We start from the raw sequence: 17,406 nt of genomic DNA, 5'->3' as shown, positions 1-17,406 counted from the left end.
CTAACCTGATAGCTGTCTTAGCGCAGTGAAGCGCAAGATAGCGTCAATTATCCTGATGCATTACATCGCCAGGATAATTAACACACTCAGGAATAATAGTATCGGGGTAGCTATCGTTTATTTTAAACGAAGCCAAAATCGACACTATTGATTTATTCGGGTTGTTACGCGGAGTCGTTAAGCTCAATAAAATCGCAAGGAGCAAGCAAAATGAAAAATATTAAACCCGCTATTCTAGGTACTCTCATGGTTCCAGCCTTTATGTTTGCCGCTGGCAGTGTGAATGCTGAAGAGAATACCACCACCATGGAAGCGACTTACTTAACAGAAGCGCCAGAAAACACTTTCCATGCTGATGCCTTAACTGGCAATCAAGTCAAAAGCAGCGTTGAAGATGACGAAGATATCGGCACCATCACCGATCTAGTAATTGATGAAGACGGTCAAATCAACGCTGTCGTGGTGGGCGTTGGTGGCTTCCTCGGTATGGGCGAGAAAAACGTCGCTATCGAATGGGACTCACTTGAGCTGACAAAAGACGAAGATGGCGAAGACTATGTCATTTCCGTTAATGCGTCAGAAGATGCGCTTGAAGCAGCTGAAGAGTATAACCGCGACAACGATAACGACGAATAAGCGCTCATTAGTTACTAAAAGCCTTGGCAATGGCCAAGGCTTTTTAATGTTTGCCATTAAAAAATATTTAAAAGATTCTAATCAACTCAGGCAGCAAAATGGCTCGCGCACACTGCTTGTACGCAAGCCATCTATGTTAAGAAAACCACCTACTTATGAGCAAACTATAGCCTAAATAAAAATTAGGCTTTCAGTTTGGCCGTCATGCTGATATCCGCATTAAGGACTTTGGAAACAGGGCAATTAGCTTTCGCCGTTTCCGCTGCTTCCTGGAAAGCTGCGTCGTCGGCGCCACTGATGGCAGCGACTACATCCAGATGGATTTTAGAAATATCAAACCCTACATCGCTCTGGGAAAGGGTTACTTTAGCGCTGGTCTCAATAGAATCAGCAGTATAGCCTTTCTCACCTAAAATCATGGAGAGCGCCATGGAGAAGCAGCTGGCGTGTGCTGCACCAATCAGTTCCTCAGGATTAGTGCCTTTTTCATCTTCAAAGCGCTTGCTGAAGGAGTAACTGGCATCTAAAACGCCACTTTCGGTTGAAATGGTGCCTTTGCCATCCTTAAGACCACCTTCCCAACGTGCGCTAGCTGTACGATCCATAACAACTCCTTGTGTGTGCCAATATGCGTAAACATATTGTCAAGTGTAAATGTCTGTGTGGGCCCGGCGACGGTTGCCGCTTGACCACCTCACCAGCGTAGCTGATTTTTTGTTTCTCTGCCGCCCCCGTACTTCCATCGCTTCCATCGACTCTCGTTCAGCCGTAAGCTAGTTAGCTACCTAACTGCGTTACTGTTAAGGACACGCCATGTCATCAGCTGATGCGCTGCGCTTGATTCTGCTCTCTTCCCTGTGGGGCCTTTCGTTTATCTTTATGCGCGTGGCCGCCCCCGAATTCGGGGCGGTACCGTTAGTGTTGGTACGTATGGGAATTGGCGCACTGCTATTGATGCCGCTGTTGATCAGCCTGCATTACCTGCGATTGATCTGGCAGCATAAGGGCCCGCTGCTTTTTTTAGGTATTGTGAATCACGTACTGCCCTTTTCGTTATTGGCACTTGCCACTACGCGACTAGAGGCGGGCTTTACCTCATTAATTAACGCTACCACGCCGATTTTTACTGCACTGATCGGCGCACTGTTTTTCGCTACCGCCATACAGCGCCAGCAGTACTTAGGCCTCGCCCTGGCACTGCTGGGAGTCTATGTGCTCTCAGCGGATCGACTTGATTTCGCCCTGGGCGGTGACGGCTGGTTTATTTTGGCTGTCTTAGGCGCCACTTTTTGCTATGGCATTGCAGGCAACTACTCGAAAACGCGCCTTGGCCATCTGCCCACACGTGTACTCGCCGCAGGCAGCAGTGCCATGTCAGCGTTAGTGCTGCTGATTCCTGGCATTCTATTATGGCCAAGCGAGCCCATTAGCACTCTGGCCTGGGGAAACGCACTGGCACTGGCAGCGCTAAGCACCACCCTGGCCTTCCTGCTCTACTTCGGCTTACTCGCCAGCGCGGGCGCCACCGCCACCTCAACGGTGACGTTCCTGGTGCCGGTGAGCGCGCTAATATGGGGTTATCTACTGCTGGGAGAGACGCTAAACGTTCAGATTATCGCGGGTATGGTCATTACCCTGATCGGCACGGCAATCGCCACTAAACTGCTACGCGTCAAGCGTCGCGAGACGCCGCCGCCAGTCTATCCTTCACACGAATAATGCTGCCTGCGCCTTCGAGCAATGTGGCGTTCTGGCCAAAGTGGGCGCCTTTCAAGGCGGGCTGAGTATTAAGCTCAATCAAGGTTTTTAGCGGCTCAGCAGGAGCTGGTACTGTCGCCGTATACTGATCGATGGTAGTGATTTTGCAGCGCTTACAGGGCTTGCGCAACGCTAGTTGGAAAGCTCCCTTTTGTTCAGAAAGCGTCGCCCAACGGTCTTCAGCCCACGCTTCATCGCTCTCTACCACAATATTGGGCCGGAAACGGTTCATGGGCACTGGCGTGCCCCCTTTTGCCACCAACGCTTGATTAAGTGCGTCCAACGAGCCCGTGGACGTTATCAGAAACGGGTAACCATCGGAAAAGTAGGTATGCGCCGCTCCACCGTCAAGAAAATCCTCTTCGACTGACCGGGTAAATTCAGTCGCAAAACGCACCAAACTCAGCCCTTGGGCCTGTGCGCCCAAGGCAGCGACTAACCAGCGAGAAACATCTTCGCTCTCCGGCAGAGCTTTACAGTGATCATTCCACACGCTGACCAGGCGCAAATTACCGGCGGGTTCTGCCAGCGGTATGTTCATTGGGTCAACGCCAGGGTGAGATAGCACCAAGTACTCATCGGTGAGAGCGACCTCAATGGTGGCGAGCGCAGGGAGTTGTCGCTGGGTAATAAAGCGTTGCTGGGCGTCCACCAACATCCAGCGGCGATCCCAGGCGAGCCCGTGCTCTTGTAGCTCGCTGTGATTAACGCTGATGCCTTTTAGCGACTTTACGGGGTAGATGTTGAGTTGGGTAATCTGCACGGCAGCCTCGCGACAAGTAAAAAGGCTACTTTAGCCACTCACAATGGTGATCGCTACTCAAAAGCATGGCCTATAGCGTCATGCCTGTTTCGATACGGTAGCCTAAATCCACCACTTTCTGGGTCAGTGGCTCACCGCGAATACGCGCTAACAGCTGCCCCGCTGCTGCTTCGCCGATGGCCTGGCGCGGTGTCACCACGCTGGCCAAGCGTGGTGTCATCACATGGCCCACATCGTGGCCATGAAAGCCCGCCAAGGCCATGCGCCCAGGCACCTCAATACCGCGTCGCTGGCATTCAAAGTAAGCGCCTACGGCAACGTCGTCATTGGTACAAAACAGGCCATCCGCTGCTGGGTAGTCGACTAACACCTGCTTGAGTAGGGCTGCTCCCACACTATAAGAAGAGCGTTGGGTGCTTTGCAGCGTCACCGGCGGCAATCCGTGCTCTTCCATGGCACGGCGGTAGCCCAACTCACGCTGCCGGGTACGTTCATCCAAACGAACCGCCAGATAAATCACTTGGCGACGGCCGCGGCGGATCATCTCACTCACCATGTCATAGGCGGCTTGTACGTTGTCGTAGCCCACGGTCTGTTGTAGCGGAGGGCGATGGGTGTCCATGATTTCGACAATCGGGATCCCGGCGGTTTCCAGCATACGCAGGCTACGCGGCGTGTGATCACGGTCAGAAAGGATAACGCCATCGACGTTATAGGAAAGCAATGAAGCTAGGCTGCGCTCTTCAAGCTCAGGGCTATAGCCATAGTGAGAGAGCATTAAATGATAGCCCGCTGGTTCCGTTAACGCCTCAATGCCGACAATGATATCGGCGAACACTTGGTTGGTCAGCGACGGCACCAGCACGCCAATCGAATGACTGGTGGCCCTGGAAAGTAAATCGGGCGCACGGTTGGGAATATAGCCAATCTGTTCGGCAATCGAGAAAATGCGCTCACGAAGCCCTTCCGAAACCGTTTCAGGTTCACGCAGGCAGCGGCTTACCGTCATTTTGGTAGCCCCTACGTGGTCGGCAATGTCCTGTAGGGTGGGGCGTTTTTTCTTCAAAGGGGTAACTGCCTTATGCAGTGGGGGAGCATTGAGGCCGCCCCTTCAATCAGCGGCCTCAATACCTATTAACTCTTTTGCCTAGTGAGCGTTAGCTTAGTGTGCGGCTGGGTAGCGGCAGCGTGGCAGCAAATTGATCGACGATTTGCATGGGCGACAGGGCAATGGAGGCGTTAAACGCCTCCTCTTCATCAGGCGGTTCTAAATCAGCCAATTGACTGGCCAACATGGTATCGCCTTTGAAGAAGTGCCCTGCTCGGGTTTCTAGCCGCTCAAGCAGCAGCTCTTGCGTGCCCTCTAAGTAGAGAATCTGCAGCGCTGAGTCGCCTTGGCGCAGCCGGTCACGGTAGCGCCTTTTCAACCCTGAGCAGGCAATCACCAACGACGCATCTCTGGCCCGATACTCGGCGAATAGCGCTGCCAACGTATCGAGCCACTCGCTCCGGTCATCGTCATTGAGCGGTGTGCCGCTGGCCATTTTGGCTACATTGGCGGGCGAATGGTAATCGTCGCCATCAATGAACGTCGCCCCTACGGTTTGGGCCAACTGGCGGCCAATGTGCGACTTCCCAGAGCCAGACACACCCATCACTAAAATACGATGCGAGAGGGTCTTCACAGAAGCTCTCCTATTCATTACCAAGAACCTCAGTTGCCGCGCACAGCGGTAAGATCAGGCAGCCAGGTAACGATACCCGGGAAGGCGATCAGGATCACCAGCACGACGAGGAGCGCTACGTAGTAAGGTAGCATCGCTTTGACCAAAGACTCCATGGAGACTTTGCCCACACCACAACCGACGTAAAGGCAGGTGCCAACCGGCGGGGTTAGCAGCCCGATGCCCAATACAAAGGCCATTAGTACGCCAAAGTAAGCCGCATCAACGCCCACCGAGGTGACAATAGGCGCTAGCATCGGCGCCATGATGACCATGGCCGGAGTCAAGTCCATGACAAAGCCCACCAACAACAGCAACGTTGCCACAATCAGCAGTAACAGGAACGGGTCTTGGGTAATCGCCTGCACTTGGCTGACCAGGGTTTGCGGCACCATATTAATGGTTAGGAACCAAGCAATCACCGTCGCAAACGCTAGCAGCATCATCACCATACCGGTCAAACGAGCAGTACGAATCAGCATACCGCCGAGCTCTTTGAGCTTGAACTCACGGTAAACCACCAGCGAAATAGCCAGCGCATAAAGCAATGCCGCTACGGCCGCTTCGGTTGCGGTAAATACACCTCCAATAATACCGCCAATTACGATGACCGGGAGTACCAGCGCAAGCCAGGCATCTTTGAAGGCTTTCCAGAGGCGATCCCAGCGGAACTGCTGCACACCGCCGCCATCCTTTTTAGCAAGAATATAGGTGGTCACCATCAGCGCAAAGCCAATCAACAGACCCGGAATGATACCGGCGATAAACAGGCGGCTAATCGAGGTTTCAGTGACGATGCCGTACAGAATCAGCGGGATGGAGGGCGGAATAATGATCCCGATCACCGAGGACACGGTGTTGATCGCGGTAGCATTAGCCGCGGTGTAGCCCTGCTCTTTCATGGAGGGAATCATCATCGCGCCGGTAGCAGCCGTATCGGCCACCGCTGACCCACTGATGCCACCAAAGAACATCGAACCGGTAATGGCAACCTGCCCTAGCCCGCCGCGCATAAAGCCGACCAAAGCGCCAGCCAGCTCCATCAAGCGACGAGCGATACCGCCATTGCTCATCACCTCACCGACTAAAATAAAGAACGGGATAGCGAGCAGCGGGAAGCTGTTTACACCACGAATCGACTGCTCGATCATGATCGACAGCGGAATATCAGATAGCACCGCCATGACCAGCGCCGCCACGCCCAAGCCAAAGGCAATAGGTAACCCAATAACGATAGAGGCCAATAAAATAGCCAGAAAAATCCATAGCATGATTAGCGCTCCCGCTCAGGATGGCGAATAACGTTTAGGCTGACCCACATCCGCCAACTCGATACCACCGCAATAAAGATGACGCACAACACCAGCGAAAGGCTAATGAAGCTCAATGGCACATCCATAATCGCTGAGCGCCCGCTTGAACGCGACAGCACTTGGTAGCCACCCCAAATCATGACCACCATGAGGGCGGTGATAATCAGGTGCTGCAGCAAATAGAGCATGTGCGCCAAGCGCAGCGGCAAGCGCCGCACCAAAGCATCAACGGCAATGTGCTCGTAACGGGAAAATGCTGCAGCGGCACCGATAAATACCAGCCATATAAACAGCATACGAGCCAACTCATCTGCCCAGGGCAGGGAGTAATTAAACAGCGCACGCCCCACCACGTTGCATGAAACGGACACGATCAACGCCACTAAAATGGCGCCGATCAGATACTCCATGCCTAAGGTCAGCCAGCGGAACACTACTGGGCCTTGGCGGGTATCGGTATCGATTTCCAGCAACTTGCGATTTGGGTCGTCCAGATACACCGAGGGATCTTCAATCGGCGTAGGAGTATTAGGGGGTGTAGAGGAGAGTGACATAGGAGCTCCAGGGGCACTGACACGTTGGGCAGGCTCGATGGCCTGCCCAACGGTGCGCTAAACGTAAGGTTTAGTTGCTGCTCTCTTCAACGATCTTCTGAATGTCCGCGATCAGGTCTTCACCAATGCGCGGCGCCCACTCTTCATAAACCGGCTGAGTGGCTTCTTGGAAAGCGGCTAACTGCTCATCGTCCAAGCGGGTAATTTCCATACCACGCTCTGCCAACTGATCACGTGACCAGTCATCGTACTCAGCTGACAGCTGAATTTCATAGTCGGCTGACTGACGCGCTGCTTCCAGTACCAGTTCCTGATATTCGGGTGCCATGCGCTCCCAAGTACGCTCAGAAAGCATCATGATAAAGGGAGTATAGACGTGGCGTGTTTCGGTGCCATAATCCTGTACTTCATTAAAATTCGAGGTCAGGATGGTGCTCCAAGGGTTTTCCTGGCCATCTACCACGCCCTGCTCCATCGCCGAGAAAAGCTCACCAAAAGCCATCGGCGTTGGGTTAGCGCCTAAGGCTTCCCAAATCGCTAGATGCACCGGGTTTTCCATGGTGCGAACGCTTAAACCGCGCACATCAAGACCTGCTACGTCGTCAGGACTTGCCACCGGGCGAGCACTGTTAGAGAGCTGGCGATAGCCATTCTCAGAGAACGCAAGTGCTTTCAGGCCGGTACCATCAAAGGCGTCCAGCATGCCTTGGGCCACATCGCTCTGCATAACGGCTACCGCGGCTTCACGGCTAGGCAGCAGGAACGGCAGGTCAAAAGCGGCAAGCTGTTCAACGTAGCCAGTAGTGGCGGAGCTAGACGGGTAAGTCATATCCAGCGTGCCGGTTTGCAGCATTTCCAACATCTGAACGTCGTCACCTAACTGGCTGTTAGGGAAAACGTTAACCTTAATGCGACCGTCGGTACGCTGCTCCAAAATCTCACCAAAATATTGGCTAGACAAGAACTGTGGCGAGCTTTCCGCAAGGCCGATGCCCATACGTAGTGTATGCGAGCCATGATCGCCGACTACCTCGCCCTCGATCTCAGGCGGATCAGAGAGTTCTGGGCTTTGAGCATGCGCCATACCAAACGTCAGTGTGGTCGCACCGACCAGGGTTAGCGTGCTGCGCCAAATAGTTGTCATCGCGTGATCTCCAAATATTCGTTGTTGTTAACGGTGAATGGGTAAGAATTGAGTTGTTACTGGCTAATTTAATGAGCACCAAATTGTTACCGGTAACATTAATGATGCGAAGGCTAGCTAGCTGCCAAGTGCGTGTCAAAACAAAACTGCCAACTTACGACCAACGTCTAGGGATAGCCACTTACTGCTTCGCGCGCTACATTACCCTACATATTTCGGATCGGAACCCATACTTGTGCAACCATCTTGTAGCGAACTAGAACTTGATCATCAGCTCTGCTTTGCGCTCTATTCAACTTCGTTAATGATGACCAAGGTGTATAAACCTCTGCTCAAAGAGTTGGGGCTTACTTACCCGCAATACCTTGCCATGCTTGTTTTATGGCAAAACGATGGCATTACCGTTGGCACGATGAGTAAGCGCCTACTCACTGATCCTGGTTCGCTTACGCCGCTCCTTAAGCGCCTGGAAGCCGACCACTTGTTGAATCGCAAACGCAGTCATCATGATGAGCGTGTAGTAGAGCTTTACCTTACCGATAAAGGTAAGGAGCTGCGTGAACAGGCTTACCACATCCCTAGCTGCGTGGTGCATGCGAGCGAACAATCAATCGAAGCATTGACCACGCTAAAAGAAGATCTGGTGCGACTGCGCGATAGCTTACAAAAAAGTCAGTAGCCCTTTGCCTTTGGCGTCATTCGATTTTCGTCTTTGGCAAAGTGCAACCAAATTAATTCGCCATTTATCTTGCGCACAAAATAAAGCTGCACTAAATTAAAAGCGTAGGTTCATAATTAATAACGCTGACAGGAGAATCAATATGACGACCACTATCGAAAACGTTGTTTATCGTGCCCACGCAACCGCTACTGGCGGCCGTGAAGGCCATGCCAAATCTTCTGATGGCGCACTCGATGTCAAACTCAGCACGCCGAAAGAGTTAGGCGGTGCTGGCGGTGATGGCACTAACCCCGAACAGCTTTTCGCAGCAGGCTACTCTGCCTGCTTTCTAGGCGCACTGAAGCACGTGGCGAGCCAGGAAAAAGTAAAACTGCCCCAAGAAACCAAAATTGATGGGCATGTAGGTATTGGCGCCATCCCAACCGGCTTTGGCATTGAAGTTGAGCTAAAAATCAGCCTTCCAGGCCTAGAGCAGGAAGTCGCTCAGCAGTTGGTCGATAAAGCCCATATCGTATGCCCCTACTCAAACGCCACCCGTGGCAACATCAATGTCACTCTGACGTTGGTCTAAGCGTCGTTATTCATTTAAGTCATCATGTTAGTGCCCACACCACCGCTCTCTCCACATGCAGAGCGGTGGTGTCATAAAGCGGCACCGCGGTATCTTGCTGGCTTACCAGCATGGCAATTTCAGTACAGCCTAAAATCACCGCCTGGGCGCCATGAGCATGCAGAGAATCAATGATTGCTAAGTAGCGTTGCCGCGATGCAGCTTCTACACGGCCCTGGCAAAGTTCATCAAAGATCACCCGATGGATAGTGTCGCGCTCAGACTGATCGGGCACCACGACCTCAATACCGAACTGCTTTAAGCGGCCGATATAAAAGTCCTGCTCCATGGTAAAGCGCGTACCCAATAGGCCGACGCGCGTGATACCGTCGGCGGTGAGCTGCTCAGCCGTAGCATCGGCAATATGCAGCAGCGGAATGGTAATCGCCTGCTCAATAGCGGGCGCCACCTTATGCATGGTGTTGGTGGCAATCAACAGGCAGTCTGCGCCCGCTCGCTCGACGCTTTGGGCAGCGTTGGCCAGCAGTTCGCCAGCGGTCTGCCAATCGCCCTGCTGCTGTAATGCTTCAATCTCGGCAAAATCGACGCTAACCATCACGATCTTAGCCGAATGAAAACCACCTAGCGCCGCTTTTACGCCCTCGTTTAGGGCTCGGTAGTAGCCTTGGGTCGACTCCCAGCTCATACCACCTAGCACACCAATGATACGCATCCGCCACCTCAATTTAGGAAAATGGACTACTTTATTAACAGGCTAATCACCAGCCAAATCTAGTAGCCGCTTTGACACCGATAAAATATTTATAGCGAGGAAACGAATGAGCGACAACACCTATACTCCCCCGAGCGTTTGGAAATGGGAACCTGGCAACGGCGGTAAGTTTGCCAATATCAATCGCCCAATTGCTGGCCCTACTCATGACAAGGCCCTGCCGGTGGGCAAACATCCTCTTCAGCTTTACTCCCTCGCCACACCCAACGGTGTCAAAGTCACCGTGATGCTGGAAGAGTTGCTGGAGAAAGGCATAACGGGCGCCGAATACGACGCTTACCTGATTCAAATTGGCGAAGGCGATCAGTTCAGCAGCGGCTTTGTCGAGGTGAACCCCAACTCTAAAATTCCCGCACTGATGGATCACTCGACCACTCCACCCCAGCGGGTATTTGAGTCGGGGGCGATTCTGCTCTATCTGGCTGAGAAGTTTGACGCTTTCCTACCCCATGACCCCGCGAAACGGACCGAATGCCTCTCTTGGCTATTTTGGCAAATGGGCAGCGCGCCAATGTTAGGCGGCGGTTTTGGTCATTTCTATGCCTACGCACCTGAAAAGTACCAGTACCCGATTGACCGCTACACCATGGAAGTGAAGCGTCAGCTTGATGTACTTGATCGCCATTTGGCGGATAACCGCTTTATGGCAGGCGATGAGTACACCATTGCCGATATGGCGATTCATCCATGGTATGGCGCGCTAGTGAAAAACCGCGTTTACGAAGCGGCGGAGTTTTTGGAGGCACACACCTACAAAAACGTTCTACGCTGGACCGAAGAGCTCGATGAGCGCCCCGCCGTTAAACGCGGGCGCATGGTAAATCGCACCTGGGGCGAACCTCACGAGCAGCTGCACGAACGTCATGATGCCAGCGACTTTGAGCTTCGTACTCAAGATAAACTGGCTGATAACGAGTAATTAACCGCTAAGAAAGAGCCTACGCTTGATCTCTCAGCGTAGGCTCTTGGTCGCTTTCAACTCAAAGGCTAAGATTATTCAACCCGTGAGTTATTCAAGGCGTAATTCCATACCCGGTAGAAGTAGAAAATATATCCCAGCCCAAAGGTGACCAGCGAAATCAACATCCAGAGGATAATGTGGCCGATGTTGCTGAACAGGTTGATATCGCAAACCATTTTTCGCTCTACCCCAGCAGCATCCACTACCGAAGTACGGTTAATAACAAACCGCGAAAACGAATAAGGGAAGAAAAATAGCGCTATACCAAAAGTAACGATACTGAGTACCACCCAAATAATCAGATGGCCAATAATATCAAGAATGGAAAGATCTGCTTTGATATTCACTTTGCGTCCTTAAAATTAACAGTGGCGAAGAATACCACTGCCAGGCACAAACGTGAACGTAAAAATTAATTTAACTTAGAAAAATGAGTTTTGCATGGGCTTCACCGGGGGCCACGAACACCCTCTAAACTCGAATGACTGCTCTCTGCATGACGCTTAACAACGCTTAGTGAGCCATCTGTTTCTATAACAACGGCCTCTACGTCGGCTACATCACTAAGCCCACTACTACGGATAGCGGAAAGCACTTCGTCTTGGGTTACCCGCGCTTTTCGCAGTGAAGTTAATAGAAACTCACCCTGATAGAGCAGCATCAGTGGCTCACCGGTCACTAATCGACGTACCCATCGAAACCGCACACTGGTCCACGTAATTATAAATTGAAGTGAAATCAGCAGCGCTAACGCGACAGCTCCATCCGCCAATACCACATTTTTAGACAGCAGTACGGTCGCCAGCGTGGAACCCAGTGCCACCGTGACAATTAAATCGAAGGCGTTCATTTTCGACAGCGTGCGGTTGCCTGAAAGGCGTAAGAAGAGAATCAGCGTGGCGTACGCCAATAATCCGATAATCAGAATACGTAACACGCTGCCCCAGCCATTAAAAAATACCATTTCCATATGCGCTTTATCCTTGGTCACTTAGCGATAGGCAAAGAGTTTGCTTGCCGCCCTGCTTAGGCTAACAGCTCCGAGCCTATTGTGTACGCTAGAAAGATATTTAGAGTTGGCTCTCCCACCACTTGGCATAGGAACTGTTATGGGGCGCAAAGCCGCCTTCATCAGGGGCATTATCATCCCACCACACCGGGCCACGCTCACCTAATGCTTCTTTAGCAGCCTGAACCGCGTCACGGGCTTGACGAAGCGCGTCGTCATCACCGTGCTGCTGGGCCGTTCTGACGGCTCGACGTGCTTTCATCAACTCTTTGATATGAGTGCGCTTTTGCTCTTCATCTAAGCGCGGATCAGTGCAGCGCCACAGGCGATTTTTGGCCACAAAGTAGCGCCCATCAGGGGTATGGGGATATTGTTTGGCCATGAATTGTTTCCTCCCACCTACACACTTTCCTTCTGAAAGGCGCCCAAAGCTTAACTAATTTTAGAAGCGCTTAGATAGCGTGATGGACCCAAACTTATCCTGCTCTTCCTGACCGTCGAATTCACGCGAGCGCTGCACTGCGGCGTAAGTAACCTGCCAATCTTCCCAAGCCAGCGCCAGTCCTGCAGAAACGTCACCTACCCACTCTTTACGATCAACCGAGTGGCGGCTATTTCTGAACGTATTGCCATCCAGCGTCAGATTTTGTGCCATGTAATAGCCGTCTACGCTCGCAAACAGATACCACTGCCAGCCATTATTTCCAGTCATGTGGTAGCGACTACTAGGGTTTGGGGTCAGCGTAGGTATGCCGGGCGCCTCATCGCCCCAGCGAACGCTATACCCAGCACTTGCGTAGGTGTAGAGGTTGCCCAAAGCGGCGCTGACACTAGGGCCATGGGCAAACTGCTTGCCGATTAATGGGGAGCTGTGCCACCACTGGCGCCGCATGGCTACGTTGACGATCGCTTCATCGCCAAGCTGATTCTTCCAGCCATTGGGGCGATCACTATCGGTCACCCTGTGTACCTCACGCTGAATACTATCGGCAAGTGACGAGGGCCCAACCAAACCAATATCCAGATGCAGGTCAGTCGCTTGTCGCCAGCTCCCCATGGGCACATCTTCATAGAGCGATATACCGCCGTAAACAATCCCTGCGTAGGGGCGATCATCTTCTATCAACCCACGCTGCTCAATATTGTTGGGCGTATAAATTTGATGCACGAGCCGGAAAGCGGCCATATCAGCGTTGCCTATCAGGCTATCGGGCAAAGCAGTCGCCAGGCGCTGTGTCCAGCTTTGCGCTTCGGGTTCAAACGCCCAATTGAGCTCAAAACCGCTGGTAAAGTGGCCATCATCACTACTGGCCATGCCATCATTTTCGTGCTTAATCGAGAGGACGCTATCGTTGGCCTGCGCCAGCGTCGACAGCAAGCTTACGACAGCCACTAGCGGGAAGAGCTGCCATCGTAAAGGGGTCATTGCTTTCATTACTCGTTCCTTGAGGTTTTTCTAGGGAGCGTTTTTGGAGGCTGCTTTTTGATGAACATCAACAAACATTGTTGATTGTATGTAATTGTGCAAAAAGATAGCAAGCATACTTTTGCAAATTTCTACACAAAAAGGCTAAGACACTAAAAATTAAGGATGGCTCATAGGCCACCCTTATGCTGTTGATTGCTTAGATTTATAGCGTAGTCGACTAGACGAAAGTTGGTAGGCTAATGATCAAGAATAATCACTATCTGTCACGCAGCAGCCACTGCGGGGTAATTTCATGCTGACCGTTTTCATCGGTAATAAACAGCGAGCCTTCGCTGATCATTACCGCCCAATTGATAGCCCGTGGCAGATCTTTAGCGATGGTTGCGAGCGCCTCTTGGGGCAGCCCCGCCACGTGCACATTTTTCAGCGATGCCACATTGGCGAGTACTTTGCTCTCCCATAGGTCTACCCGACCGTAGGCTAGCAGCGTCACGCGCTCGGCCCGGCGCGAGCACCAGGTGATACGCTCAGCATCCGGCAAGCCTACTTCAATCCAGTGCAGCAAACGCCCATCTAAGCTTTTCTCCCATAGCGCTGGCTCGTCCACATCGGAAAGCCCGCGCCCGAAGGCCAGCGTTTCGCTGTACCACAGCACATAAGCCAGTAAGCGGGCGGTCATGCGCTCTTCGGTCTCTGAGGGATGACGAGCCACGGTAAAGCGCAGCGTTTCATATACCCCGCGATCCAGGTCGGTCAGATTAATATCAACTTTGTAGGGCGTTGCGCTAAGAGCCATGGACGTTTCCAAACGAAAATTTGCGCTAGTGTACCCGATGCCGAGTGTCGCTGGTGAATTGTCCCAAGGTTAAGACGTGCGGTAATCAACTTCCAGCGTGCCATTCTTTAGCGTTTCAGCTTCGTGCATAGGTTCGCGCCACGTTTCTGCTAGCGCGGCTTGATACCAGGCCTGCATGGCAGGCAGTGCTAACAGGCGCTCGACATAGGACTGGGATTTCTCACTTATCGGCAGGTTGAATGTCTGTACGCGAAACGCCACAGGGGCATAAAACGCATCTACCGCTGAGAATTGTTCACCCGCTAAAAACGGCCCGCCAAAGCGCTCAAGCCCCTGCTGCCATAGCGCATCTAAGCGGTTCACATCGGCCTTGAGATTGGACGATAAACTATTCAATGCCACCCGCACACCGCAGTTCATTGAACAATCATCACGCAGGGCGCCAAAGCCGCTATGCATTTCAGCAGTAGCTGAGCGCGCCCAGGCGCGGGCGGTTTTATCACTCGGCCATACGTCGGCATGTTGCTCGGCCAAATATTCAACAATCGCCAGCGAATCCCACACCGCCAGATCACTCTCCCTATCCACTAAACAAGGCACTAAGCCCGATGGCGAAAAGCGGGTGTAAACGTCATGGCTAGCGCCAAAGCCGCCTTCAAACGGCATCAGGTGTTCGTTAAACGGAATCTCCAGCGCTTTCATCAACACCCAAGGGCGCAGCGACCAAGAAGAGTAATTCTTGTTGGCAATATAGAGATCAAACATGCAGCGCTCCTTATGTGGGGAATTGGATTAGCCGGTGTAAGTAAGCACCCTTAACGTGTTGCCTGAGCCAGCGTATTACCGCCTAGTCCCATTAATACGCTGCCCCCAATGCGCTGAATGAGCCGGGAGGAGCCATGGGATTTTTGTAACCACTCACGCAACGGGCTGGCCAGCAGCACCACCACGACATCCGCCGATGAGAACAGCGCATTGGTGGCGATACCCAGCCAGAGCAGCTGCCATGCTACGGGCATAGCGCTCTCGGGTTGCACAAATTGAGGCAGAAACGCGACAAAGAAAAGCGCGGTTTTAGGGTTGAGCATCTCCACCAGAAAGCTGTCGCGCAGCACGCGTTTCGTGGTTGCCAGCGGCACCTCTTCGCCGTGGGCGCGAATGCCCTGCTGCCATAGCCGCAGCCCCATCCAGAGCAGGTAGAGCCCACCGATGATTTTCATGGCGATGTAGGCAGGTGGAATCGCTGCAAACAGCAGCGCTAATCCTAGCGCGGCGGCCACCACATGCACATAACACCCCATATGCACACCGATGACCGCTAGCCACCCAGCCCGTCGGCCGCGCCCCAACGTCTGCGCTGCGGTATATAGCATTGCAGGCCCAGGTAAATAGGCGAAACCAAGCGCAGCGAGGATAAAAGCGGCCCATTGCATAGTGGCAGTTCTCTTGAAGGTAATCGTTAGTTTTCGAGAATAAAACGGGGGTGACGCAAGCGCCACCCCCTAAATAAGTAAAACTGTAATTAATCAAACCTTAGAAGTTCGGTTTGCGCTTCTCGACAAATGCCGCCATGCCCTCTTTTTGCTCGTCACCGGCAAAGCAGAAGGCGAACAGGCTGGTTTCCAGCGCTAGTGCGCTATCAAGGTCTTGATCCATACCGTCGTGAACTGCCTGCTTGGCGCCGCGCACTGACTGTGGGCCGTTGCCTTTGAGTTGCTTAGTGAGCTCTTCAACGTAGCTCTCGAGCTCCGCTTGCGGCATTACCCGGTTCACTAGGCCGATACGCAGCGCTTCTTGGGCATCGATTTTGCGCCCGGTAGTAACCAGATCAATCGCCATCGCAGGGCCAACGCGGCGCGGTAGGCGCTGGGTGCCGCCAAAGCCAGGAATGACGCCCAGCAGCACTTCCGGTTGACCAAACACCGCGTTGTCGCTGGCTACAGCCCAGTCGCAGGCCAGTGCCAGTTCGCAGCCGCCGCCAAGGCAAAACCCGTTCACCAGCGCGACCACCGGCACGGGAAGTGTCTCTAGGCGTTTAATGGTACGCAGCGCTTGGCTGGCGAAGGCCCGCGCTTCTTCGGGTGTTTTTTCACGCATTTCAGTGATATCCGCACCCGCCACGAAGGACTTCTCGCCCGCACCGGTAATCAGTACGGCGCGTAGGTTCGGGTGGGCTTCAAGCTCAACCAGATGCGCTTCCAGCGCGGCAAGCACTTCGCTGTTAAGGGCATTCAGCGCTTTAGGACGATTGATGGTCAGTCGCACCATCCCATCGTTATCAACCTTCTCGATCACTGCTTCGCTCATGGCGGACTCCTTATTCGATTTATTATTGAATATGAAAGTGAATACCACTCAACCCTAGCGAACGCTTGGTTGAGTGGCAATGACTTCTTTATGCCGAGCTGATTTCGTCAGCGCAAGTTAGTCGTAGTGATAGAAACCGCGACCACTTTTACGGCCTAGATAACCCGCGGCGACCATGCGTTTGAGCAGTGGGCAGGGACGGTATTTCGGGTCACCAAAGCCCTCTTGAAGCACTTCCATGATCGCCAGGCACACATCCAGCCCAATCAAATCCGCCAGCGCTAGCGGCCCCATGGGGTGAGCCGCGCCTAGTTTCATAGCGTTATCAACCGCTTCTGGCGTTGCGGTGCCCTCCTGCACGATAAACGCTGCCTCATTGATCATTGGCACCAGCAGTCGGTTCACAGCAAAGCCCGGCGCATCGCCTACCGGCACGGCAGTTCTGCCCAGCGCCTTTGCTAGCGTTTCAATCTCGGCCACGGTAGCGTCCGAGGTTTGCTCGGCGCGAATCACTTCCACCAGTTTGAGCACCGGCACCGGATTAAAGAAGTGCATGCCTACCACGCGCTCGGGATGCTCGCACACCGCCGCCAGCCGGGTGAGCGACAGCGACGAGGTGTTGGAGGCTAAGATAGCCGTGGTGCTCATTTGGCTAAGATCACGAAACAGCTTCTCTTTGAGTTCAGGCTGTTCGGGGGCCGCCTCGATAATGATCGCGCAGTCGCTTAGGTCATTGAGTGTGGTAGTGGTCGATAGACGGGCGAGAGCGGCACTTTTATCCGCCTCGCTGATCTTCTCTTTAGTGACCAATTTACCCAAGCCTTTATCGATATTCGCCTTGGCGCGGCCAAGCTGCTCTTCGGCCACATCGTAAAGGCGCACGTTAAAGCCACTGGCAGCCACTACCTGGGCAATCCCCTGCCCCATGGTACCGGCTCCCACCACGCCAATTTGTTGGTCACTCATGCACGCTCTCCCCTATTGATT

22 protein-coding genes are annotated in these 17,406 nt (G+C 53.0%); 5 read left to right on the top strand and 17 right to left on the bottom strand.

Going from position 1 to position 17,406, the window contains the following annotated elements; genetic code table 11:
• Positions 1 to 210 precede the first annotated feature (210 nt).
• Positions 211 to 636 carry a PRC-barrel domain-containing protein gene (locus ACXUPB_RS05775; RefSeq protein WP_035559548.1) on the top strand — a complete coding sequence of 142 codons (426 nt, stop codon included), beginning with the start codon at positions 211 to 213 and terminating at the stop codon, positions 634 to 636.
• A 182-nt stretch (positions 637 to 818) separates the two neighbouring features.
• Here the strand turns inward: ACXUPB_RS05775 and ACXUPB_RS05770 are convergent, their stop codons facing one another.
• On the bottom strand, positions 819 to 1,241 hold the full coding sequence (locus tag ACXUPB_RS05770; protein WP_035559544.1) for an OsmC family protein: 423 nt from the start codon (positions 1,239 to 1,241) through the stop codon (positions 819 to 821).
• 208 nt (positions 1,242 to 1,449) lie between these two features.
• Between ACXUPB_RS05770 and ACXUPB_RS05765 the strand changes: the two genes are divergently transcribed.
• The gene (locus tag ACXUPB_RS05765; RefSeq protein WP_035559540.1) at positions 1,450 to 2,355 is read left to right on the top strand and encodes a DMT family transporter; all 906 of its coding nucleotides are present in this window, start codon (positions 1,450 to 1,452) and stop codon (positions 2,353 to 2,355) included.
• Here ACXUPB_RS05765 and ACXUPB_RS05760 read toward each other — a convergent pair.
• The 6 genes from ACXUPB_RS05760 to ACXUPB_RS05735 form a co-directional block, all read right to left on the bottom strand.
• Complete coding sequence (locus ACXUPB_RS05760) at positions 2,309 to 3,157, bottom strand: MOSC domain-containing protein (protein WP_035559537.1); 849 nt, start codon at positions 3,155 to 3,157, stop codon at positions 2,309 to 2,311. The two genes, ACXUPB_RS05765 and ACXUPB_RS05760, sit on opposite strands and share 47 nt — an antisense overlap.
• Before the next feature lie 70 nt (positions 3,158 to 3,227).
• Positions 3,228 to 4,223, bottom strand: coding sequence for a gluconate operon transcriptional repressor GntR (gntR, locus tag ACXUPB_RS05755; RefSeq protein WP_035559532.1), 996 nt, complete (start codon positions 4,221 to 4,223; stop codon positions 3,228 to 3,230).
• A 91-nt stretch (positions 4,224 to 4,314) separates the two neighbouring features.
• A complete protein-coding gene (locus ACXUPB_RS05750; protein WP_035559529.1) occupies positions 4,315 to 4,842 on the bottom strand; it encodes a gluconokinase in 528 nt (175 codons plus the stop codon).
• Between the two features lie 29 nt (positions 4,843 to 4,871).
• A complete protein-coding gene (locus ACXUPB_RS05745) occupies positions 4,872 to 6,152 on the bottom strand; it encodes a TRAP transporter large permease (protein WP_035559525.1) in 1,281 nt (426 codons plus the stop codon).
• A gap of 2 nt (positions 6,153 to 6,154) precedes the next feature.
• On the bottom strand, positions 6,155 to 6,748 hold the full coding sequence (locus ACXUPB_RS05740) for a TRAP transporter small permease (protein ID WP_035559522.1): 594 nt from the start codon (positions 6,746 to 6,748) through the stop codon (positions 6,155 to 6,157).
• Positions 6,749 to 6,818: 70 nt separating this feature from the next.
• Positions 6,819 to 7,892: a TRAP transporter substrate-binding protein gene (locus ACXUPB_RS05735; RefSeq protein ID WP_035559519.1), complete on the bottom strand. Its 1,074-nt coding sequence runs from the start codon at positions 7,890 to 7,892 to the stop codon at positions 6,819 to 6,821.
• A gap of 235 nt (positions 7,893 to 8,127) precedes the next feature.
• Between ACXUPB_RS05735 and ACXUPB_RS05730 the strand changes: the two genes are divergently transcribed.
• Together ACXUPB_RS05730 and ACXUPB_RS05725 are read left to right on the top strand one after the other, a co-directional pair.
• Positions 8,128 to 8,571: a MarR family winged helix-turn-helix transcriptional regulator gene (locus tag ACXUPB_RS05730; protein ID WP_035559517.1), complete on the top strand. Its 444-nt coding sequence runs from the start codon at positions 8,128 to 8,130 to the stop codon at positions 8,569 to 8,571.
• Positions 8,572 to 8,713: 142 nt separating this feature from the next.
• Positions 8,714 to 9,145, top strand: a complete 432-nt coding sequence (locus ACXUPB_RS05725) for an organic hydroperoxide resistance protein (RefSeq protein WP_035559514.1) — start codon at positions 8,714 to 8,716, stop codon at positions 9,143 to 9,145.
• 22 nt (positions 9,146 to 9,167) lie between these two features.
• On the opposite strand, the gene ACXUPB_RS05720 is transcribed toward ACXUPB_RS05725, so the two are convergent.
• Positions 9,168 to 9,857: an aspartate/glutamate racemase family protein gene (locus ACXUPB_RS05720; RefSeq protein ID WP_035559510.1), complete on the bottom strand. Its 690-nt coding sequence runs from the start codon at positions 9,855 to 9,857 to the stop codon at positions 9,168 to 9,170.
• A 106-nt stretch (positions 9,858 to 9,963) separates the two neighbouring features.
• Here ACXUPB_RS05720 and yghU point away from each other — a divergent pair, with 106 nt between their 5' ends.
• Positions 9,964 to 10,836, top strand: coding sequence for a glutathione-dependent disulfide-bond oxidoreductase (gene yghU, locus ACXUPB_RS05715; RefSeq protein WP_035559507.1), 873 nt, complete (start codon positions 9,964 to 9,966; stop codon positions 10,834 to 10,836).
• Positions 10,837 to 10,910: 74 nt separating this feature from the next.
• Here yghU and ACXUPB_RS05710 read toward each other — a convergent pair whose 3' ends face one another.
• The 9 genes from ACXUPB_RS05710 to ACXUPB_RS05670 form a co-directional block, all read right to left on the bottom strand.
• A complete protein-coding gene (locus ACXUPB_RS05710) occupies positions 10,911 to 11,225 on the bottom strand; it encodes a DUF6693 family protein (RefSeq protein WP_035559504.1) in 315 nt (104 codons plus the stop codon).
• Positions 11,226 to 11,326: 101 nt separating this feature from the next.
• A complete protein-coding gene (locus ACXUPB_RS05705) occupies positions 11,327 to 11,848 on the bottom strand; it encodes a DUF421 domain-containing protein (RefSeq protein ID WP_035559501.1) in 522 nt (173 codons plus the stop codon).
• Between the two features lie 100 nt (positions 11,849 to 11,948).
• Positions 11,949 to 12,269: a hypothetical protein gene (locus tag ACXUPB_RS05700; RefSeq protein WP_035559498.1), complete on the bottom strand. Its 321-nt coding sequence runs from the start codon at positions 12,267 to 12,269 to the stop codon at positions 11,949 to 11,951.
• A gap of 60 nt (positions 12,270 to 12,329) precedes the next feature.
• A complete protein-coding gene (locus tag ACXUPB_RS05695; RefSeq protein WP_045812155.1) occupies positions 12,330 to 13,322 on the bottom strand; it encodes a lipid A deacylase LpxR family protein in 993 nt (330 codons plus the stop codon).
• 250 nt (positions 13,323 to 13,572) lie between these two features.
• Positions 13,573 to 14,112 (bottom strand): YaeQ family protein, encoded by a 540-nt coding sequence (locus ACXUPB_RS05690; RefSeq protein ID WP_035559495.1) that lies wholly within the window; start codon positions 14,110 to 14,112, stop codon positions 13,573 to 13,575.
• Between the two features lie 69 nt (positions 14,113 to 14,181).
• The gene (locus tag ACXUPB_RS05685; RefSeq protein ID WP_035559491.1) at positions 14,182 to 14,877 is read right to left on the bottom strand and encodes a glutathione S-transferase family protein; all 696 of its coding nucleotides are present in this window, start codon (positions 14,875 to 14,877) and stop codon (positions 14,182 to 14,184) included.
• A gap of 50 nt (positions 14,878 to 14,927) precedes the next feature.
• Positions 14,928 to 15,545 carry a LysE family translocator gene (locus ACXUPB_RS05680; protein WP_035559487.1) on the bottom strand — a complete coding sequence of 206 codons (618 nt, stop codon included), beginning with the start codon at positions 15,543 to 15,545 and terminating at the stop codon, positions 14,928 to 14,930.
• 100 nt (positions 15,546 to 15,645) lie between these two features.
• Complete coding sequence (locus ACXUPB_RS05675) at positions 15,646 to 16,419, bottom strand: enoyl-CoA hydratase-related protein (RefSeq protein ID WP_035559484.1); 774 nt, start codon at positions 16,417 to 16,419, stop codon at positions 15,646 to 15,648.
• A 117-nt stretch (positions 16,420 to 16,536) separates the two neighbouring features.
• The gene (locus ACXUPB_RS05670) at positions 16,537 to 17,385 is read right to left on the bottom strand and encodes a 3-hydroxybutyryl-CoA dehydrogenase (RefSeq protein WP_035559481.1); all 849 of its coding nucleotides are present in this window, start codon (positions 17,383 to 17,385) and stop codon (positions 16,537 to 16,539) included.
• Positions 17,386 to 17,406: the final 21 nt, after the last annotated feature.

The organism is Vreelandella sp. DA03-1M, assembly GCF_055725665.1.
The sequence above is the reverse complement of the archived record's forward strand: the minus strand, read 5'-3'. Positions and strand labels throughout refer to the sequence as shown.